The following is a 17,003-nucleotide window of genomic DNA, read 5'->3' on the forward strand; positions in this document are numbered from 1 at the left end:
ATGGATCAGATACCTCAGTTTAGACCCATTGAACTGGCCTATCGCAACCTACCGGATCAGATGCTCTGAATGCGCACTCCATGATTGCCCGCGAATTATCCAACACGGGTATCGATCCATGCACGCGTCTGCTCAAGAACCTCGTCTGACAATTGAGGATCGTCGACTGCTCTCGCCAGGATGACTGCCCCCACCATAGCTGCCCAGCTTGCTATCGCTGCGCGGTGGGTATCGGATGAACCCTGGTCTGGAAGCGCCTGCTCAATACGCGCGATCTGGGCGCGTAGACCTTCGGTCATCACTGCTTTCGCCGCGGGCGTCTGGTGACGAATAGCGGCGACCAGACCTGCCGTCGGACATCCGTTGCCCGGATTATCCCGGTGACGAGGCGCCAGATAAGACCGAACGAAATCACTGAACTCGCCGTCTCCAAAACTGTCTACCGCAAGCGCATGCGCCAGCGTCTGAGCCACCAGATCGTCCTTTGAGCTGAAGTGTCCGTAGAAGCCGCCATGGGTCAGGCCCGCAGCCTTCATCACCTCTGCGACGCTCACCGCCTCAACCCCCTTATCTTTGAACAACCGGCTGGCGACATCCAGGATCCGGCGACGGTTTTCCGCCATCTGTTCTCGGCTGACCTTCATTTTCAATATTCTCCGCGACGGCTGTTGACATTTACATGATGGTCATCATATTTACGCTCAATCATGATGAGCATCATGAATATAAGGTCGACCACGCAAAAGGGCAATCCGATGAGCCAGAATCCTGCTGTACTGATCACCGGCGCCTCGACGGGCATTGGCGCCATTTATGCCGAGCGGTTTGCTCGACGCGGACACGACCTCGTGCTGGTCGCCCGGGACGTGACGCGTATGGAGGCTCTTGCCGGCCGTCTGCGCCAGGAAACCGGCGTGACGATCGATATCCTGCCAGCCGATCTCACCCAGGCGTCGGATCTTGCCAAGGTCGAGGCGCGGCTGCGGGATGACGCGCGCATTGGTATTCTCGTCAACAATGCCGGCACAGCGATCGGTCGAACCTTTGTCGAGCAGAGCGTCGATGAGATGACGAGACTTGTTGCGCTCAACGCAACGGCGCTCGTCCGCCTTGCCGGCGCGATTGCTCCGCGGCTTGCCGAGGCCGGCGAAGGCGCCATCGTCAATATCGGTTCAGTCGTTGGCCTGGTGCCGGAATTCGGCATGACCGTCTACGGCGCGACCAAGGCCTTCGTGCTGTTCCTGTCGCAGGGGCTGGCGCACGAACTCGGACCGAAGGGCGTCTACATCCAGGCCGTGCTGCCCGCCACAACCCGGACCGAGATCTGGGATCATGTCGGTGCCGACCTCGATGCCATGAGCAATGTCATGGAAGTGGGCGATCTGGTGGACGCTGCCCTCGTCGGGTTCGACCGGCGCGAATTGGTGACCATCCCGCCGCTGCACGATGCCGGCCTGTGGGACGCTTTCGACGGCGCTCGCAAAGCCATGCTCGGCAAGCTCGTCAATGCGCTTCCCGCGGAACGCTATCGCCGGCTCGGCTGAGCATCCTCCGTCAGCGAAACCCGGACCCTGCAGAAGCAACACGGCTAAGCATCATGACCAGCAACACGCTCTTGAACCCTACGTCCTCGGTGCCATAGCAAGAGCTCGGCCGCCCGAAGAGTGGGGCGGCCCGCCACGTCGGTGGGTCCCGCACCCCGCCGCGGCCGGACACCCCGCCTTGCGGTCAATCTGCGCCGATCCACCGCGCCGCGGCCTCTGCCGTATCCTGGGGACGGGTATTGAAGGCGATCGCCGCCTTCGGCGCGCCCTGGTGGATGGCGTTCACGACCCTCTCGAAAAACAGCAACCCTTTTGGCGGGATGCGAAGGCCGCCACCGATCACGACGCAATCGTAGTCCGTCTCCACCAACTGCGTGGCCAGTACGGCGATGCCGCTGTCATCGGGAGCGATCATGCAGATATCGCCAGCCAACCGCGCTCGGTCATGGTCGTCCCTGCGATGTCGATGCCCGCCTGGATCTTTTCAGCATTGAACCCGGGCGGCAGGGACGGATCGGTAAAGTCGACGGTTTCCGGCGTCTGCCCGACAAACAATACGCGTGTCGTGATCAAGCTCCTTTGAGAGGGTTGGAGGGGAGGGCGTCGTCGTCCGGGGCATCGAGCCGCTGGCGGAGAAAGTCGCTGATCGCCGCGCGCCGCCACCGGCATGGCGCGCGGCGATCAGCGCCTGCTGGACGAAGGGCAACTCGTGCGTCTTCAGCCGCGTCTGCCGGCTTCGCGGCCGGCCCGGCTTGATGCGGAAATCGTTCTCGTCGTGGCGTGTCATGACCGCAGGTTTGGCTACCAAAGTCCGACCCACAAGTCGAAAATCACTCGGTCAAAGTATAGCGTTGAAACGTCGGCTATGGCGCGCGCACGGCAGATCGCACATTGCGCGCGCGCAAGAAAACGATAAACCTATCAAACGCTTGAAAGGTCGCCGCGAAAAACCGCACGTTCCAAAACGCCACTTAGGTCCGTTTTCCGGAACGGAAAACAACGTGCAGACAACATTTTGCGGGCGTCGCCCGCGCGGATTGTAAATCCGCTTTATCTTGCCGTCCTAATCGGGTCCTTAACGTCAAGAGCAACTTCGCACTTTCCTGCCTCTCAGATCTTTGGCTGAACGTCATCAATCCGCAAGCCGAACAGGCGCACCTTGTGGCGGGGTCCCTGCGTTACTACGCGCTCAGCGCAAGGGTTGTCGCATGCTCTCCTTCGGGCCTGTTCAGACCCGTGACGAGACGGTCCTAGCTATCACTCGCACTCATCCCCAAGAGGGGCGGATGCCGGCAAGATAGCGGACTCATCCTCGTTCAACGCCCCGCCAAGGGCGTCTCTCCGCGCGCGGGAGCTGCAGAATACTGACCGTCGTGCCTCCGTCAGATTGCCGTTCGATGCGCGTCACACCGCACGTTGTGCCTTCAGAGTGGTGCGCATCGCCCGCGTGACCACCGCTCCGGCGCCATAGTTGAACTCGGTTCCGTCGATCCACAGACGGTGGAGGATGATCGCCAGCTTGCGCGCCTCTGGGGCTTCGTCGCAGGTCTCGACCATGCGAGCCTCATGGCCTTGCTTGCGTATTGCGCCTCGCTCACCGTCAATGCCGTGAAGCTGCCATGGGATACCAGCAAGCGCCGCGCCCATGAGACGGAAGACAAGCTGGCGACGGCGGTGACGCTCGACATGACCGCGCACTGGACCGCGACCGCGCGCAGCTATTTCGGGCGCGTCACCAAGGCCCACATCCTTGCCGCCGTGCGCGATGCCCTTGGCGACGAGGCAGCGGAGCAGATCGCGGACAAGAAGAAGACGGGGATGCCCTAGCCGTCCTGTCGGAACTGCCCCCGGATAGGCGCCTATGTCATTGCTGGCGCCAATGCCGGGACGAAGGAAGAAAAGCCACGCTCGGATCTAAAACGTCCCTGGGCAGCGGTTTCGACGCGGGCTGGGCTATCAGGTGTCCGCCTCCATGACCTTCGCCATACCAACGCCAGCTTCGGCGCCGGTGCAGGCCTTGGCCTTCCCATCATCGGAAAGCTGCTAGGCCACGCCAACACAGCCACGACAGAGCGCTATGCTCATCTCGACAACGACCCGCTTCGCAAAGCGGCGAACCGGATCGGCGACGACATTGCGAAGGCCCATGGGAGAGCCGCTGCCGACGGCGCAGAGGCCCCGCGTTCGAAGCAGCGTTAGGATTTGAAGAGTGCACCGGCAGAAAGGGGAAGGGCGGCGCATTGCCGCCATCCTGCCGACCGCGAAATACTCCCTTCGAGACACGAACCTGTGTGATTACGACTTAATCGCGAAGTGATAGGGTAGGTAATCGCCGCTATAAAAGGCGCGCGCCGAGAAATGTTCGGACGGCGGCCGTATCGCCCGTCCGCAAATCTCGAACCCCGGCCACCGCCGAGATTGGCATCCAAAATGGACAATCGACAAATCGCGCAGGGATGCGAGATGCGTTGTTATGCCTGTGAGTCATCGAATGTCATTGTGACCGCAAATGGGCCCGACTCGATTTCCGTTGACTGTATGGACTGCGGGTCCGACCGGACAGTGCCTCGGGGATGGGTTGACGTTACGACCGGAACAATTTCCGAAATCGACAATATACAATTCACACATGTGAACGATGCAGGACCATCGATGTTTGATCCGAATAAATACTCAAAAATGTCAGATGATTACGAAAGCATGGCCAATATGACCGATAATTCATCCGAGATTTCACGATTTCGCAAGCTACAGAAAAGCTCACAAGATCTAGCCGACAACGAAGAATGGCTCAAGAACAATTACGAGCACACACTGCATTCCGATAACGCTGCGCAACACGACAACACTACCTTCGCGGCAGAAGAGGAACATGTCCTTCGTTGTCTGGGAGCTGCGCTTCTCATGCAGTGGCCCCGCCTTCCTGCGATGATACAGCGTGAGCTGTTTGACAGCGCAGGAACCATGGGTGAACTGCAGAACACCGCCATGTTAAGAGGACAGATAGCGCGGTTCCTGCATAGGCATAAAGATGGCGGATCTCCGGTGGAGGCTGATGGTCAAGCCATCGGCTCAGATGGCCGTGCTGTTGCTCGCTGGGAAAATGAGGGAGGCGCCAGCGACATACCGGAAGGACGCGGCGAGATAAAGCTAGGATAAGGGCCGCTGGCGTCGCGAAGCCACGATCCGAATTGAACCGACGTCTTGCCCGCGGTGGTCCGTCGCGGTGATCTGCCAATCCGCGCCGCTTGGAAGATTGGCGTTCACGTCCGTCAGAATTTCACCGCACAAAGCCCGGACCTGGGCCCAAGCGGCGTCATCATCAGGCAGGTCGACCGGCGTTTCCTGATCCTGGCCCGTAAGCCTAAAGCGATAGAGCGGCATGGCGGTCGGGCCCCATTAAGCACCTTCAACAACGCCTCACGAGACCCAGTGTTTCGTCGGCGGCCAGAAAACAGGCTTCGAGAGTCCCATGGTCACTGCTCGTGAAGTGAAATCACCTGATCCGGAGGCACTTGCGTGGCTGAGAAAACTGCAAGCCTATCGGCAGTCGAGCGCGCGTCGAAGCATGATTGAACTGGTGATCACGGCATTTCCATTCGCCATCGCGTGGAGCGCGATGCTGCTGGCATTGAAGCTCGAACAATTCTGGCTCTATGGCTTGCTCGTGCTCCCCGCCGCTGGCCTTCTGGTGCGGCTGTTCATGATCCAGCACGATTGCGGACACGGATCCTTCTTTCGAAGCAGGCACTGGAATGACTGGACCGGGCGGATCATAGGTGTCCTGACCCTGACGCCATATGACTATTGGAAAGCCAGCCATGCCATCCATCATGCGAGCTCCGGCAATCTTGACCATAGGGGCATAGGCGACATCGATACATTGACGGTCCGCGAATTCCTCGATCTTTCGCGGTGGGGACGAGCGCGTTACCGCCTATATCGACATCCCTTGGTGATGTTCGGCCTCGGCCCAATCTACATCTTTGCTCTCCAGAGTCGCTTACCGTATGGCGCGCTTCGAAGGGGCTGGTCGCCATGGGTAAGCACAATGGCGACCAATTTGGGCATAGGCGTTCTTGGTGCGCTGCTTGCCTGGGCGGCGGGCTTCTGGCCCTTCATCATCATCCATATGCCCATTGTCTTCCTTGGTGCAGCGGCTGGCGTCTGGCTCTTTTACGTCCAGCACCAGTTCGACGGGGCCAACTGGGCGAGGGACGACAGCTGGAGCTTCCATGAAGCGGCGCTGCATGGCAGCTCGCACTATGATCTGCCAAGGGTGCTCAGATGGTTCACGGCAAATATCGGAATGCACCATGTGCACCACCTCTGCAGTCGGATTCCCTACTATCGCTTGCCGGAAGTGCTGCGCGACCATCCCGACCTTGCCGACATTGGCCGGTTGACGCTTTGGCAAAGCTTCAAATGTGTCCGGTTGACGCTCTGGGATGAAGAGCAGGGGCGCCTGGTAGCGTTCGAGGAAGCAAGCCGGACAAAGAGGCGGGATTGACTGAGTCACTGCAATCATCATCCGACTGACGCACCGAGCCCAGCCCAAATCGATGCGCGCTGCCTGGATCTCTGCTTATGGAGGAGCGAGGTACATGTCCCATTCTTCGACGTTGATCGAATTGGATGAGCGCATCGCCATCGCGCGTCAGAATCTGTCCGAGCTGACTGAACAGGCCGCCGCCCTCTCCGGCGGCGCAGACGAAGAGCGCACCGCCGAACGCATCGCGGATCAGCAAGCTCTCTTAGACAATCTCATCCACCAAAGAGAAACCTTGGCCGAGTAGCCGTCGGCACGCGTGCAACCTCTTCAAAAGAGAGGTGTTTGCCCATGAGACAGTCAAGGCAACCGACCAGAGATGCCAGGTGCCGTATTATGTCTTCCGTTGGTCCGACCGCCCCTTTGTGACCGAAGCTGATCTTCGAGATGACAATATGGCTTGGTCGGAAGCCGTATCATCGATCGGGCAGCTTCTGCGGGACGTGGGAGGGAACCTGTCACCTCTCGGCCTGCTGACGCTCGACGTCTTCGCTGAGGACGGCACGCTCGTGGCATCCATTTCCGTGGATGCTGTTCGTCGCCTGGAAACCAGCGCACCTCGCCTACGTTGAAGCGCCCGAGATACAGCCTGTCGGCTGACCGGCTCGCAGCGGCGCTGCTGCTCCGACACGGGCGTCGACTTGACAATGCGCCACCAGCCCTCAAGTTCAAGCGCATGAGCACGGCACAGCCCATCGTTTTGCGACTGCATCCGATCGCGGAATCGTAGCCCGAAGTTCGGCCTGGACGCGCCGGACTTCGGGGCGCTGGGCCATGGGTGGATCAGCTCACCCGCGCGTCTGCCATCACATCCCAATTCGTTTCAGCGCCATGAGACCCCGAAGATGGGTCCCGTGGCATGGAGCCGTACAACCATGACCAAGTTCAACACCACTGCCGGCAAGCCGCCAATAATCGTCAGCGACGAAGACTATGGGCGTCTGACCAAGCTCGCCACGGCCGCCTCCGACCGCTTCCCGACGTTGCCGAGGAATATGCTGAGAGCCGTTTCGACCCGGCGAATGCCAATCGCACATGGTCCGATCCGGCCGCCTCCGGTCATCGGCGGGCTCGACGCATAACGCTGCCCGTCGCTTGCTGCACAGCGTCCGCGATTTATCTCGTCCGCTCGTCGATCATCGTCTCGACGGCGCCAATGGTGACCTCCAAGTCTGCAATCTTGCGCAGTGCGTTGTCAGAGGGGATGGTGCCGGCCTCAGCGGCGGCCTTGATGAGTTCGCGCTGCGCCGACATCAGACGGGCGCGAAGGGCTTCCAGTTTTTCGGTCATGGCGGCGGATTAATGCAGCGGGCCTAGACAATCAATATAGGGATCGGCGGCTCAGATTTGCCCGCGCTGACGTAGCAGTCGCACGAGCCGGTCGGTAACATCGTCTACAGCGGAGGGGTCACCGCTCTGTCCGGCGGCGATGAGCTGATCGATAGTAGCTTCGACTTCCGGCGTGCGCATCTCGTCGTTCGAAGCCAGAAACTCCACGGCTGCCAAGAAGGTATCAATCGTGCGCGGAGGATCACCCAACAGCACGATAGGCCGGGCAAGCGGCTGCTGCAATCTATGGGGCATGGCGGTGGCCTCCTGGCAGAGGATCATACCCCATCAGGTCCATGCGTGAGCCCCAAGGTGCACAAGTGCACCTTACGCCAGGAGCCCGTCGAAGGGAGGCAGCACACGGAACTCGGCCGTAGTTGTGGTGAGAGGGTGCAGTTCGACCTCGTAGATCGCGCCAGTCTCCAGCGTCAGCCAAGCGCGACCCTCGCGGGCGCCAAGAAGCGCGGCCATATCGGTCTGAACCTGCCCGCTGATGATCACCTCGCCGGCCTTCGGACCGGTCTTTCGCCGCCTCACGGAAAGCCAGTATTCAGCTCGTGCAGCGGCCATGCCTGGCGGGCGCAACATGCCCGCGCCTGTCAGTCTGCGGAGAATTTCCACCACTGTCCCCACGCGCTACGCGTCGCCCCTGACGCAGCGGCAAACGACCAGACCCACTTTCGGTTCCGCAAACTTCGAAATCACTACGGGCGGGGGACGTATGGTCTTCGATGCCGCACGCGGTGTCGAAACCGGGAGGCAGAGAGGCCGGCAGCGATGAAGACATAGGGCGAGACGTCTGTTCGCCGCCGTCTAGCAGACGGGATGCCGCGCGCACCAAGCCTGATACGCCTTCATCCCGGTTTCATGGTCATAGTCGACGCGGACGCCAGCGGCATCGATCAGCCCCGCTTCGATCTCAGCGGCAATGACATGCCAATAGCGATCCACGGCGGCAGCCAGGGCCGCCTGCCGCAGCTCCGTGGTCTCCATCAGATCGAGCTCGCATATGGCCCTGGCACGCACTTCAACGGTGTTTTTCATCCTGCACAATAGCGCGGGGAATGCGGCCGTTCCGCGATGCGCGGCCCGACGCGCCGGATGAGGGGAGCCGTAAACGTGTATGGACGAGCCTTTGGAAAGCCCGTTCCTAGAGGGCTAGCGATTCGTTTGCAGATAGTTCGAGAGCGCTATCGACAAGTCGCCGCCGTGGCGTAGACCCGCAGCCACGCAGAAGCTGGGGCTCCAATGACCAAGAAGACGTTCTACGTCGTCCAGCCGTTCGAGGCTGGAAAGCGTGGTCGGATCAAAGCGGGCATTCCGATGGAGGCCCGCAGTGCCGAAGATGCTGACCGGAAGGCCAAGCGCTTCAGCCTGGTGAAGGCCGGCGCCATCGCCTTTTCAACCGAGGTGGAAACCGAGAGCGGCGATGCTGAGCCTCCGGTCCTGATCGCCAGCTATGGCGAGGTGCCAGAGGGGGCGCTGGAGCCCGGATAGCTTCAGCTATACCCCTCACCACCTGCGCCAATAGCACCTCCGGTAGGGGCTGCCCCACCGGTTCCAGCGCGTGCGGCAGAAGCGGCGACGGCGGCCAGACCTGAGGCTAACACCGGGTCCGCCGCAGCTTTGGCCATGCCGGCTATCACAACAAGCCTCACCATCGTCCCGGCCCTAGCCGCACGCAATAAGGAATGTAGCGACGGCGGACCGAGCTGCGCAGCGTACGACAGGACAGGAGGGATGAATGTCGCTCGTTGCTGGGCTTGATGTCTCTCAGAGCGCTACCACCGTGTGCATCGTCGACGACGACGGCGCGACTACCTTCATGCTGTCTGGACCAAAGATACGGCGGCGACCGCGATCCGGCATTCACGACGTTGCTGGCGGCGGGCGGGCCTAGAGCGGCAGATGCCCCGTCTCGCGAATCCATTGGCTATGCCGATTAAGTGTGACGCCGGTACAGAGGCGACATGATAAGGTCCATCGGAGCGTCGGCCTTAAGGTCTGTGTTGACGGGCGTTCCTGCCGAGCAATGGCTTGCTTCGCGAGTCTCCGGCCCTTGAGGGCCTTTTCATGTCCAAAGCACCTATCGTCCATTTCGAAGCGGCGAGCACGCTTGCCGTCGTGGTCTCATCAAACGAGCCTCTGCTCTTCCTGTCGGAGGACCAGACGGTCATCGCCGCGAGCACATCGTTCTGCCGGACCTTCGAAATAGATCCCGCGACGATCCCCGGCAAACGGCTCCGCGAGCTTGGTGACGGCGAGTGGGCAATGCCCCAGCTCGCCTCGCTGCTGCGGGCGACCGCATCGGGAAGCGCGCAGATCGAAGCCTATGAAATTGACCTCAGGCGCCCAAACCGGAACACACGGCAACTGGTTATCAACGCGCGGACCATTGATGACGGCGATAAGGATCGTGTTCGACTGCTGATGGCGGTGACCGACGTCACGGCCATGCGCGCCGAAGCCCGGCTGAAAGACGACCTCATTAGAGAAAAGGCCATTCTCATGAAAGAGGTCCAGCACCGGGTCGCGAATAGTCTGCAGATTATTGCGAGCGTCCTGATGCAGAGCGCGCGTCGGGTTCAGTCCGAGGAAGCGCGCGGACACCTGCACAATGCCCATCACCGGGTCATGTCGATCGCCACTGTGCAGAGGCATCTCTCGACATCCGCGGGAGGAAATGTCGAGCTGCGCACCTATCTGACGCAACTCTGCCAAAGCCTCGGCGCTTCGATGATCTCGGACCCAGACCGACTTTCGATAGAGGTGACGGTGGACGACAGCGCGGTGGAGGCGGACGTTTCTATCAGCTTGGGGCTGATCGTGACCGAACTCGTCATCAACGCACTCAAGCATGCCTTCCCGGATCAGCCGATGGGCAGGATTGAGATCGGCTATCGCTCGACAGGTGGCGATTGGACTCTTTCCGTGACCGACAACGGCATCGGCATGCCGACAGGGAGCGACGCCACCAAGGCGGGCCTTGGCACCGGGATTGTCGAGGCGCTCGCCAGGAATCTGCGAAGTGAAATCCAACTGAGTGATGCAGCCCCAGGTACCGCGGTGATAATCAGTCACCGGGGGCCCTCCGATGGCCAACCCAACGCTCCACCGGCTGCATAGGGACCCATTCCCGCTAAAACGCTTTGTCGTCGGAGCCGATGAAGCCCCCTCAGCTCTTGCACCCGAGCGAGCGACACCAGCACGCGATACACCAATGCGGGATCGAGTGGCTTCGCTCCGCCGGGAGATCTGCATCCGCTTGCCTCCGCATGGGAGGCCGGCGCTGGGAATCAGGGGCCTTATGACTTGAACATTGCTCCACCACAGCGGTGGGGTGTACGTGCAAGAGTCAAGGGCCGCTGAAAGCCCGCCCTACAGCAGTTGGGCAGGATCCGCTTCTTGATCTCGTCCGGGCGGCAGAGGATGATGGCAGAGCAATCGGTGCCGTTCGCCGCCGAATGGCCAGGCGATTACGGACATCGTCGAGGCGAGGGCCGTCGATGGAATGGCTGAGCTAACCCGCGTTGTGCTCACGAACCTGCCGGCTGTTTTTTTCGGCATTTCAGCCGTGGCCGCCGTTGCAGTTCGAAGCGAAGGGTCCTTGGCGGAGCGGTTGCTGCGCTGGTTGCTGCTGCTGCCAGTGGGGGCGGCCTCCCTTTTGGCCGGTATCTATCACCTCTTCTTTCCTCAGATCGCTGCGGAATCGATCGGCTGGCAGGTTTCGCCGTTCCAGTTCGAGATCGGAATAGCCAACCTCGCACTCGGAGTTGTCGCTGTTGCCGCCTTCTGGCGCAGCCGTTCTTTCCAAGCGGCTATCGCCTGGTGCGCGGCGTTGTTCTGCGCCGGTCTCGCCGTCGGCCATGTCCGCGACGCGGTCGTGGCGCATGACTTCGCGCCGAACAACTTTGGCTTACTTCTGCCGGTTATGGCGATCCAGGCCGTCCTTCTGCCCGTGTTGGTTTGGATCGTTAACCGCCGCGGCGGGGTGCGTCGGATGCTAAGGGCGTTGTGACACGCTTTCGAATGGGTTGCGCTGTCGCTCCCGCAGCAAGTCATTGTCGTTCATCGGCGCCCCCTTTTCTGGCGTCTACTCATCCGGCGTGGCCATAGCGCGCCAGGGTGACCGCCGGCTCAAACTAGCCTAAGTCGGGATTGCCGGCGCGCGAGAACGCTATGGCGCCGGCATGCTTCTGCGCCAGCACCGCAGCGCGGCCAATGGCAGCCAAAGCGGTTTGCGCCTCCTGCGCCTCTCCCAGCTGAAGCTCGCCATCGTCATTTTCGATAAATGGCAGGACGACGTAGGAAATGACGCTCATGCCCGCTCTCCCGATGAACCGCAGCCTCCTGTTGAGAGCCGGAATGAGGCTCCTGAAAGGGGCCGTCGTCATCTACGTGCTCGCGTGCGTGATATCACTGCTGCTGATCCTAGCGACGGTGCGAAGCTGGTTTGGCCTAGAACCGGACCCGTTTGTGGCGATCTATGCCGTGACCCTCAGCCTGCCATGGGTGCTGCTCATGCCCGACCTGGAGCTGTTTGGCGCGTTCAACGGCGTTGCCGCACTCATGTTGGGCATGCTGGTCAACCTCGCGCTGCTTCTGGGTCTGGTGCACCTGCTCGGCCTCCGGGGTCGTTCTGGCGCGTAGCGTGCCTTGCGCTCGCCATCGATCGCACCTTGCAGCTCGCGGTCCGTAAGAATGAGGGCACTGTTGAGGCTGTCGAGCGCAACGTAAACCGTCTCGCCGACGGGCGCCTTTGCTGCACCAGGTCCTGGCGCTGCTGTGAAACGCGCGCAGTTCCTTCGGCATGCGCTGCATCAACCGGCGATAGGCCGCATATCGTTCGCTGGAGCACGTTGACCTCCCTGTGAGGCCAATTGGATTCCGTGAGAGCAAAATGAGAACAAACAGCGTTCCGCAGCCGGAACGATGCTCTGGCCGGCTTCCACGCTCCCTTGCCGGTGGGCGCTACCGCCCTATGTCTCCTAATTCACGGCGCTGACGCCGCTGGAGCCCCGAAAATGAAAAAGACGGAAGAAACGGCTCGCGAGCTGTGCCGGCTAGATCTGCTCAGGATTGGGTTGCCGGAAGAGGAAGTGCGCCCTCTCGTCGGTCGCTTTTGGCCGGTGCTCGCCAACGAGATTCGCCAGGGCATCGTAGTCGGCGAGTGGCCTTTCTCAGAGCCCGAAATCCAGAACCTGAGCAAGGAATATCGAGCTCTGTTGAACCGATGGCTGCCCGCTAAAGAGCAGCAGGTTTCGGATTTTCCGGAACCGATCACAGGCAGGGCATGACGGCTCCCTGAGCGCCTGCTCCATGACGCGAAGCTCCACCTGGCGTTCGGCCTGCCGGAGGTCTGCTGCAATCCTCTCGCGACTCATGCCCGCTCCTGGACGAGAAGGTAGACTAACGCGGGGAATCGCGATGGGTTGTGTCATGAGGTCTCACCGCCGAGCTCTCGCGAATCCGGCTGCGACTTTCAGCGCTGGCGCGTCACGGAGAAAATGAACGCCAACACTTACAAGAAGGCGGACGCTGTAGAGCGGATTCCGGACTAAAATCAGCCGCTGCAGCGCACGGTGAGAAAATGGTGAAGAGCACCGCGAAATCGACCAAACTCAAGCGAGTGCGGAAGTCGGCCTGGAGCGACGCTGTCTTCTACACCGTCGCTATCAAAAGCTGGGAATGGAGCTTCAGCTTCGGCGTCAACTTCAGGACGGAAGAGCGGGAACCTTATTCCGATCATCGGCACTTAAGCCTCCGCGGGCAGAATGACCTACCCTCCGAAAATGGAGGGTCGGCGAGTCCAGATTATGCTCATCCCCTCGATGCGCCTCAGGGAAGGCAACCGCGATCAGCTCAAGCCCATCAGCGTCGGCACACTGTATTCTGGTCGCGGGCTCATGGAAGGCGGCCTATCGATTCCGGCCGACGTTGCCCAGCCTCCTCACGATGTTCGCGGCGGAGCGTATCCGCTACCTCACACTCCAAGGCCGGAAGGCTAATCCCCGGGCAGCCGATATCACCACTACACCTTCGAGATGGATGAAATGGATGCGAAGGAAGCGAGCCTATGAGTGCTCAACGGTGCACGGCTTCTGGACGAAGTCGCACCATCGCTTCTTGTCCCGGCAGATCCCGCGCCCTCCCGCCAAATCCCGGCTATTTTCCCTCGCCGTGGCGACACGGTGGCGACACAACGCCCGCAGCGGACCTTTTACGGAAATGGCGGTCGGCTACAGTGCTTTGATTCCACGGAAGAAAAGGTGGCGCGCCAAAGGCGATACGAACTAGCTGTACCTTTCAGTTGGGCGGATTCGATAATTTCAAATCTTGCTCATGAGCGCGTGTCGGAATCGGTTGAGACGTGCCCGGGGATGACGGCCCAAAGGCGGCCACCACCACCTCGAAAAGCCATTAAGAGTCAGACGCTGAGGTGCGAGCCCACGGGTCTTGCCTTCGGCAAGCCCGAGGACAGGCTCCGCGAGCCTCGAAGGATGCTCACTTGAGCACGCCCGGACGAGCATCCTTCGAGGCCCGGCTGGCGCCGGGCATCTCAGGATGAGGTCGTTCGGGTGGATGGGGTAGGCCGCCCCCTCACGCGTCCGCCGCGCGCCGCATCGGCGTCGGGCCGGGCGTGTCCTGCGCGGCCCAGCAGGCGACGAGCTGGCTGCCCTTCGGCTCCAGCGGCGGCATCTCCACCCGGCAGCGGTCCATCACCAGCGGGCAGCGCGGGTTGAAGGGGCAACCCTTGGGCGGGTTGAAGGGCGAGGGCAGTTCGCCCTCCAGCACGATGCGGTCCTTCTTCGCCTCCGGGTCGGCCACCGGCGTCGCCGAGAGCAAGGCGCGCGTATAGGGGTGCTTGGGCGCCTCGAAGATGGCCTCGCGTGGGCCGTGCTCGACGGCGCGGCCGAGATACATCACCAGCACCTCGTCGGCCATGTGCCTGACCACGCCGAGGTCATGGCTGACGAACACATAGGCGACGCCGAGGCTCTCCTGCAGCTCGACGAGAAGGTTCAGCACCTGCGCCCGCACGGAGACGTCGAGCGCGGAGACCGGCTCGTCGAGCACGAGTATCTTCGGGCGCAGCACCAGCGCGCGGGCGATGGCGATGCGCTGGCGCTGGCCGCCGGAGAACATGTGCGGGTAGCGCCCGTGATGCTCCGGGCGCAGGCCGACGCGCTTCATCATGTCGAGCGCGCGCTCGCGCCGTTCAGTGGCGGAGAGGGTGGTGTTGACCAGCAGCGGTTCCTCGATCGCCTTGCCCACCGTCTGGCGCGGATTGAGCGACCCATAGGGGTTCTGGAACACCATCTGCACCTCGCCGCGGTAGCGGCGCAGGGTGCGGGCGTCGGCCTCGGCGACGTCGACATCGTCGAGCCGCAGCGAGCCCGAGCCGGGACGCTCGATCATGGTGAGCATGCGGGCCAGCGTCGACTTGCCGGAACCGGATTCGCCGACGATGGCGAGCGTCGAGCGCGGGGCGAGGCGGAAGCTGATGCCGGCCACCGCCTTCACCGTCGCGGACTTGGCCATAAGGCCGCGCGAGACCTCGTAGCTCTGGGCGAGGTCGACCGCTTCCATCACCGCCTGCGCGGCGGCGGATTCGTGCGGGAGATGCTCGTGAGGCTGGTTCATGCGGCAATCTCGTTCAAGCAGCTATTTCCTTGCGCTGCGGCGCACCGTCGACGAGTGGCGTGTGGCACAGCGCGAAGCCGAGCTCGGCGCCCTGGCGGGGCGGCGGCACGGTGCGGCATCTCTCGGTGGCGAAGCGGCAGCGCGGCGAGAACAGGCAGCCCTTCGGCCGGTCCGCCAGTCCCGGCACCACGCCGGGAATGGAGGGCAGCAGGCGCCCATGGGCGCGCTCGGGCAGCGCCGCCAGCAGCGCGGCGGTGTAGGGGTGGTGCGGGTCGCGGAACAGGCCGGCCGTCGCCTGCATTTCCACCTGCTGGCCGGCATAGTGGACGCAGACGCGCTGCGCGGTCTCCGCCACCACGCCCATGTCGTGGGTGATCAGCACCAGCCCCACGCCGCTCTCCCGCTGCAGCCGCAGCAGCAGGTCGAGGATCTGCGCCTGTATCGTCACGTCGAGCGCGGTGGTCGGCTCGTCGGCGATGATCAGCTTCGGCTTGCAGGCGAGCGCCATGGCGATCATCACGCGCTGGCTCATGCCGCCGGAGAGCTGGTGCGGGAAGGCGCGCAGCCGCCGCTCCGGCTCGGGGATGCCGACGAGCTCGAGCAGCTCCACTGCCCGCGCCTGCCGCTGCGCGCGCGAGAGGTCGAGATGCGCCGCCATCGCCTCGCGGATCTGGAAGCCGACCGTGAAGCACGGGTTGAGGCTCGACATCGGCTCCTGGAAGATCATGGCGAGGTCGCGGCCGATGATCTTCCTCCGCTCGCGCGGGGAAAGCGCCAGCAGGTCGCGGCCGTCGAACGTCAATCGGTCGGCGGTGACCTTGGCGGTCCAGGGCAGCAGGCCCATCACCGCCAGCATGGCGACCGACTTGCCGGAACCGGATTCGCCGACGATGGCGACCAGCTCGCCGGGATCGACGTCGAGGTCGACCCCGTCCACCGCCTTGAACGGCCCGCGGCCGGTGGCGAAGGTGACGGAGAGGTTGCGGATGGAGAGGAGGGGGGCGGACATGGCTCAGCTCCTCCGCAGCTTCGGGTCGAGCGCGTCGCGCAGGCCGTCGCCCATCAGGTTGATGGCGACCACGGTGACGAGGATGGCGAGGCCGGGCAGGGTGACGATCCACGGCGCCGAGCGGATGAACTCGCGCGAATCCGCCAGCATCGCGCCCCATTCCGGCGTCGGCGGCTGGGCGCCGAGGCCGAGGAAGCCGAGCGCGGCGGCCTCGAGGATCGCGTCGGAGATACCGAGCGCCGCCTGCACGATCAGCGGCGCCAGGCAGTTCGGCAGCACGGTGACGAACATCAGCCGGATCTTGCCGACGCCCGCCACCTGCGCGGCGACGACATATTCCTTCGACAGTTCGGCGATGGCGGCGGCGCGCACGAGGCGCACATAGCGGGGCAGGTAGACGACGGTCACCGCCACGATGGTGTTGAGCAGGCTCGGGCCGAGCACGGCGACGACGAGGATGGCGAGCACCAGGCTCGGGATCGCCACCACGAGGTCCATGATGCGCATCACCACCACCTCGACGATGCCGCGCATGAAGGCGGCGGCGAGACCGAGCACGATGCCGAGCGCCACCGACACCAGCATCACGGAGAGGCCGATGCCGAGCGAGATGCGCGCGCCGTAGATCAGGCGCGAGAGCACGTCGCGTCCAAGCGCATCGGTGCCGAAGGGGAACGCCCATGTGCCGCCGGCCCAGACCGGCGGCTGCCGCACGAATTGCCGGAACTGCTCGGCCGGCGCATGCGGGGCGATGAGGGGCGCGAAGATCGCCAGCAGGGCGATGAAGACCACCACCATCAGGCCGAGCACCGCGCCGCGGTTCTCGCTGAAGGCGGACCAGAAGGCCCGCAGCGGCGTGATCTCCGGCGGCACCGTCTCGGCGGCGGCGATGACCGCGGTAGCCGAAATCGTGCCTTCGGTGTCGGGG

25 protein-coding genes and 1 pseudogene are annotated in these 17,003 nt (G+C 62.7%); 13 read left to right on the forward strand and 13 right to left on the reverse strand.

The genetic code is table 11. The features are described from left to right. Positions 1 to 95: 95 nt before the first annotated feature. Entirely contained in the window at positions 96 to 644 is a 549-nt protein-coding gene (locus SNOV_RS03900; RefSeq protein ID WP_013165612.1) for a TetR/AcrR family transcriptional regulator, read from the reverse strand. Positions 645 to 755: 111 nt separating this feature from the next. Between SNOV_RS03900 and SNOV_RS03905 the strand changes: the two genes are divergently transcribed. Further along, on the forward strand, positions 756 to 1,544 hold the full coding sequence (locus SNOV_RS03905; RefSeq protein ID WP_013165613.1) for an SDR family NAD(P)-dependent oxidoreductase: 789 nt from the start codon (positions 756 to 758) through the stop codon (positions 1,542 to 1,544). A 184-nt stretch (positions 1,545 to 1,728) separates the two neighbouring features. On the opposite strand, the gene SNOV_RS24005 is transcribed toward SNOV_RS03905, so the two are convergent. The 3 genes from SNOV_RS24005 to SNOV_RS23720 all read right to left on the reverse strand — a co-directional run bounded on the left by SNOV_RS24005 (position 1,729) and on the right by SNOV_RS23720 (position 3,101). Continuing rightward, entirely contained in the window at positions 1,729 to 1,959 is a 231-nt protein-coding gene (locus SNOV_RS24005; protein WP_244413042.1) for a hypothetical protein, read from the reverse strand. Further along, positions 1,956 to 2,117 carry a hypothetical protein gene (locus tag SNOV_RS24010; protein ID WP_244412855.1) on the reverse strand — a complete coding sequence of 54 codons (162 nt, stop codon included), beginning with the start codon at positions 2,115 to 2,117 and terminating at the stop codon, positions 1,956 to 1,958. Before SNOV_RS24010 ends, SNOV_RS24005 begins: the two co-directional genes overlap by 4 nt. 831 nt (positions 2,118 to 2,948) lie before the next feature. Continuing rightward, a complete protein-coding gene (locus SNOV_RS23720) occupies positions 2,949 to 3,101 on the reverse strand; it encodes a hypothetical protein (RefSeq protein WP_187291172.1) in 153 nt (50 codons plus the stop codon). Here SNOV_RS23720 and SNOV_RS03915 point away from each other — a divergent pair. The 3 genes and pseudogenes from SNOV_RS03915 to SNOV_RS23330 form a co-directional block, all read left to right on the forward strand. Continuing rightward, positions 3,057 to 3,365, forward strand: a pseudogene (locus SNOV_RS03915) (chromosome partitioning protein ParB); the annotation flags it as partial. The gene SNOV_RS23720 and the pseudogene SNOV_RS03915 sit on opposite strands and share 45 nt — an antisense overlap. A 45-nt stretch (positions 3,366 to 3,410) precedes the next feature. Next, complete coding sequence (locus tag SNOV_RS22820) at positions 3,411 to 3,743, forward strand: tyrosine-type recombinase/integrase (RefSeq protein ID WP_335328983.1); 333 nt, start codon at positions 3,411 to 3,413, stop codon at positions 3,741 to 3,743. Between the two features lie 453 nt (positions 3,744 to 4,196). Beyond that, positions 4,197 to 4,703, forward strand: coding sequence for a hypothetical protein (locus SNOV_RS23330; RefSeq protein ID WP_144295939.1), 507 nt, complete (start codon positions 4,197 to 4,199; stop codon positions 4,701 to 4,703). Here SNOV_RS23330 and SNOV_RS24350 read toward each other — a convergent pair. Further along, complete coding sequence (locus SNOV_RS24350; protein ID WP_013165615.1) at positions 4,695 to 4,928, reverse strand: DUF6894 family protein; 234 nt, start codon at positions 4,926 to 4,928, stop codon at positions 4,695 to 4,697. The two genes, SNOV_RS23330 and SNOV_RS24350, sit on opposite strands and share 9 nt — an antisense overlap. Positions 4,929 to 5,016: 88 nt before the next feature. Here SNOV_RS24350 and SNOV_RS03925 point away from each other — a divergent pair, with 88 nt between their 5' ends. The 4 genes from SNOV_RS03925 (at position 5,017) to SNOV_RS24015 (ending at position 7,175) form a co-directional block, all read left to right on the forward strand. Next, on the forward strand, positions 5,017 to 6,054 hold the full coding sequence (locus tag SNOV_RS03925; RefSeq protein WP_013165616.1) for a fatty acid desaturase: 1,038 nt from the start codon (positions 5,017 to 5,019) through the stop codon (positions 6,052 to 6,054). A 94-nt stretch (positions 6,055 to 6,148) separates the two neighbouring features. Further along, complete coding sequence (locus SNOV_RS03930) at positions 6,149 to 6,340, forward strand: hypothetical protein (protein ID WP_013165617.1); 192 nt, start codon at positions 6,149 to 6,151, stop codon at positions 6,338 to 6,340. A gap of 79 nt (positions 6,341 to 6,419) precedes the next feature. Continuing rightward, on the forward strand, positions 6,420 to 6,665 hold the full coding sequence (locus tag SNOV_RS23335; protein ID WP_144295940.1) for a hypothetical protein: 246 nt from the start codon (positions 6,420 to 6,422) through the stop codon (positions 6,663 to 6,665). Positions 6,666 to 6,968: 303 nt separating this feature from the next. Beyond that, a complete protein-coding gene (locus SNOV_RS24015; RefSeq protein ID WP_013165618.1) occupies positions 6,969 to 7,175 on the forward strand; it encodes a hypothetical protein in 207 nt (68 codons plus the stop codon). A 34-nt stretch (positions 7,176 to 7,209) separates the two neighbouring features. Here the strand turns inward: SNOV_RS24015 and SNOV_RS23725 are convergent, their stop codons facing one another. The 4 genes from SNOV_RS23725 to SNOV_RS03950 all read right to left on the reverse strand — a co-directional run bounded on the left by SNOV_RS23725 (position 7,210) and on the right by SNOV_RS03950 (position 8,466). Continuing rightward, positions 7,210 to 7,383 (reverse strand): hypothetical protein, encoded by a 174-nt coding sequence (locus SNOV_RS23725; RefSeq protein ID WP_013165619.1) that lies wholly within the window; start codon positions 7,381 to 7,383, stop codon positions 7,210 to 7,212. A gap of 51 nt (positions 7,384 to 7,434) precedes the next feature. Beyond that, positions 7,435 to 7,677, reverse strand: coding sequence for a hypothetical protein (locus SNOV_RS03940; RefSeq protein ID WP_144295941.1), 243 nt, complete (start codon positions 7,675 to 7,677; stop codon positions 7,435 to 7,437). A gap of 72 nt (positions 7,678 to 7,749) precedes the next feature. After that, entirely contained in the window at positions 7,750 to 8,043 is a 294-nt protein-coding gene (locus SNOV_RS03945) for a hypothetical protein (protein ID WP_144295942.1), read from the reverse strand. 192 nt (positions 8,044 to 8,235) lie between these two features. Beyond that, positions 8,236 to 8,466: a hypothetical protein gene (locus tag SNOV_RS03950; protein ID WP_041781971.1), complete on the reverse strand. Its 231-nt coding sequence runs from the start codon at positions 8,464 to 8,466 to the stop codon at positions 8,236 to 8,238. Positions 8,467 to 8,670: 204 nt separating this feature from the next. Here SNOV_RS03950 and SNOV_RS03955 point away from each other — a divergent pair, with 204 nt between their 5' ends. From SNOV_RS03955 to SNOV_RS03965, 3 genes are all read left to right on the forward strand, one after another. Continuing rightward, positions 8,671 to 8,919, forward strand: coding sequence for a hypothetical protein (locus SNOV_RS03955; protein ID WP_013165622.1), 249 nt, complete (start codon positions 8,671 to 8,673; stop codon positions 8,917 to 8,919). A gap of 576 nt (positions 8,920 to 9,495) precedes the next feature. Next, positions 9,496 to 10,548 (forward strand): sensor histidine kinase, encoded by a 1,053-nt coding sequence (locus SNOV_RS03960; RefSeq protein ID WP_013165623.1) that lies wholly within the window; start codon positions 9,496 to 9,498, stop codon positions 10,546 to 10,548. Positions 10,549 to 10,933: 385 nt separating this feature from the next. Beyond that, positions 10,934 to 11,440: a DUF6790 family protein gene (locus tag SNOV_RS03965; RefSeq protein ID WP_013165624.1), complete on the forward strand. Its 507-nt coding sequence runs from the start codon at positions 10,934 to 10,936 to the stop codon at positions 11,438 to 11,440. A 124-nt stretch (positions 11,441 to 11,564) separates the two neighbouring features. On the opposite strand, the gene SNOV_RS03970 is transcribed toward SNOV_RS03965, so the two are convergent. After that, on the reverse strand, positions 11,565 to 11,744 hold the full coding sequence (locus SNOV_RS03970; RefSeq protein WP_013165625.1) for a hypothetical protein: 180 nt from the start codon (positions 11,742 to 11,744) through the stop codon (positions 11,565 to 11,567). Here SNOV_RS03970 and SNOV_RS03975 point away from each other — a divergent pair. Together SNOV_RS03975 and SNOV_RS22830 are read left to right on the forward strand one after the other, a co-directional pair. Continuing rightward, a complete protein-coding gene (locus SNOV_RS03975; protein WP_041781973.1) occupies positions 11,734 to 12,072 on the forward strand; it encodes a hypothetical protein in 339 nt (112 codons plus the stop codon). The genes SNOV_RS03970 and SNOV_RS03975 overlap by 11 nt on opposite strands. 374 nt (positions 12,073 to 12,446) lie before the next feature. Continuing rightward, positions 12,447 to 12,719 carry a hypothetical protein gene (locus tag SNOV_RS22830; protein WP_013165627.1) on the forward strand — a complete coding sequence of 91 codons (273 nt, stop codon included), beginning with the start codon at positions 12,447 to 12,449 and terminating at the stop codon, positions 12,717 to 12,719. Between the two features lie 1,303 nt (positions 12,720 to 14,022). Here the strand turns inward: SNOV_RS22830 and SNOV_RS03985 are convergent. Genes SNOV_RS03985 through SNOV_RS03995 form a run of 3 tightly spaced genes read right to left on the reverse strand, consistent with a single transcriptional unit; the run spans position 14,023 to position 16,984 of the window. Then, positions 14,023 to 15,066: a dipeptide ABC transporter ATP-binding protein gene (locus SNOV_RS03985; protein WP_013165628.1), complete on the reverse strand. Its 1,044-nt coding sequence runs from the start codon at positions 15,064 to 15,066 to the stop codon at positions 14,023 to 14,025. Positions 15,067 to 15,079: 13 nt separating this feature from the next. Beyond that, positions 15,080 to 16,075, reverse strand: coding sequence for an ABC transporter ATP-binding protein (locus SNOV_RS03990; protein WP_013165629.1), 996 nt, complete (start codon positions 16,073 to 16,075; stop codon positions 15,080 to 15,082). Positions 16,076 to 16,078: 3 nt separating this feature from the next. Beyond that, positions 16,079 to 16,984 (reverse strand): ABC transporter permease subunit, encoded by a 906-nt coding sequence (locus SNOV_RS03995; protein ID WP_417872110.1) that lies wholly within the window; start codon positions 16,982 to 16,984, stop codon positions 16,079 to 16,081. Positions 16,985 to 17,003: the final 19 nt, after the last annotated feature.

This window comes from Ancylobacter novellus DSM 506, from assembly GCF_000092925.1.
GTDB classification, from domain to species: Bacteria; Pseudomonadota; Alphaproteobacteria; order Rhizobiales; family Xanthobacteraceae; genus Ancylobacter; species Ancylobacter novellus.

What these genes read in the sequence shown, in the direction of transcription:
- SNOV_RS03900 (WP_013165612.1), bottom strand. Translation starts at nt 644, where the DNA reads ATGAAGGTCAGCCGAGAACAGATGGCGGAAAACCGTCGCCGGATCCTG.
- SNOV_RS03905 (WP_013165613.1), top strand. Translation starts at nt 756, where the DNA reads ATGAGCCAGAATCCTGCTGTACTGATCACCGGCGCCTCGACGGGCATT.
- SNOV_RS24005 (WP_244413042.1), bottom strand. Translation starts at nt 1,959, where the DNA reads ATGATCGCTCCCGATGACAGCGGCATCGCCGTACTGGCCACGCAGTTG.
- SNOV_RS23720 (WP_187291172.1), bottom strand. Translation starts at nt 3,101, where the DNA reads ATGGTCGAGACCTGCGACGAAGCCCCAGAGGCGCGCAAGCTGGCGATC.
- SNOV_RS23330 (WP_144295939.1), top strand. Translation starts at nt 4,197, where the DNA reads ATGTTTGATCCGAATAAATACTCAAAAATGTCAGATGATTACGAAAGC.
- SNOV_RS24350 (WP_013165615.1), bottom strand. Translation starts at nt 4,928, where the DNA reads ATGCCGCTCTATCGCTTTAGGCTTACGGGCCAGGATCAGGAAACGCCG.
- SNOV_RS03925 (WP_013165616.1), top strand. Translation starts at nt 5,017, where the DNA reads ATGGTCACTGCTCGTGAAGTGAAATCACCTGATCCGGAGGCACTTGCG.
- SNOV_RS03930 (WP_013165617.1), top strand. Translation starts at nt 6,149, where the DNA reads ATGTCCCATTCTTCGACGTTGATCGAATTGGATGAGCGCATCGCCATC.
- SNOV_RS24015 (WP_013165618.1), top strand. Translation starts at nt 6,969, where the DNA reads ATGACCAAGTTCAACACCACTGCCGGCAAGCCGCCAATAATCGTCAGC.
- SNOV_RS23725 (WP_013165619.1), bottom strand. Translation starts at nt 7,383, where the DNA reads ATGACCGAAAAACTGGAAGCCCTTCGCGCCCGTCTGATGTCGGCGCAG.
- SNOV_RS03940 (WP_144295941.1), bottom strand. Translation starts at nt 7,677, where the DNA reads ATGCCCCATAGATTGCAGCAGCCGCTTGCCCGGCCTATCGTGCTGTTG.
- SNOV_RS03950 (WP_041781971.1), bottom strand. Translation starts at nt 8,466, where the DNA reads ATGAAAAACACCGTTGAAGTGCGTGCCAGGGCCATATGCGAGCTCGAT.
- SNOV_RS03955 (WP_013165622.1), top strand. Translation starts at nt 8,671, where the DNA reads ATGACCAAGAAGACGTTCTACGTCGTCCAGCCGTTCGAGGCTGGAAAG.
- SNOV_RS03960 (WP_013165623.1), top strand. Translation starts at nt 9,496, where the DNA reads ATGTCCAAAGCACCTATCGTCCATTTCGAAGCGGCGAGCACGCTTGCC.
- SNOV_RS03965 (WP_013165624.1), top strand. Translation starts at nt 10,934, where the DNA reads ATGGCTGAGCTAACCCGCGTTGTGCTCACGAACCTGCCGGCTGTTTTT.
- SNOV_RS03975 (WP_041781973.1), top strand. Translation starts at nt 11,734, where the DNA reads ATGACGCTCATGCCCGCTCTCCCGATGAACCGCAGCCTCCTGTTGAGA.
- SNOV_RS03970 (WP_013165625.1), bottom strand. Translation starts at nt 11,744, where the DNA reads ATGAGCGTCATTTCCTACGTCGTCCTGCCATTTATCGAAAATGACGAT.
- SNOV_RS22830 (WP_013165627.1), top strand. Translation starts at nt 12,447, where the DNA reads ATGAAAAAGACGGAAGAAACGGCTCGCGAGCTGTGCCGGCTAGATCTG.
- SNOV_RS03985 (WP_013165628.1), bottom strand. Translation starts at nt 15,066, where the DNA reads ATGAACCAGCCTCACGAGCATCTCCCGCACGAATCCGCCGCCGCGCAG.
- SNOV_RS03990 (WP_013165629.1), bottom strand. Translation starts at nt 16,075, where the DNA reads ATGTCCGCCCCCCTCCTCTCCATCCGCAACCTCTCCGTCACCTTCGCC.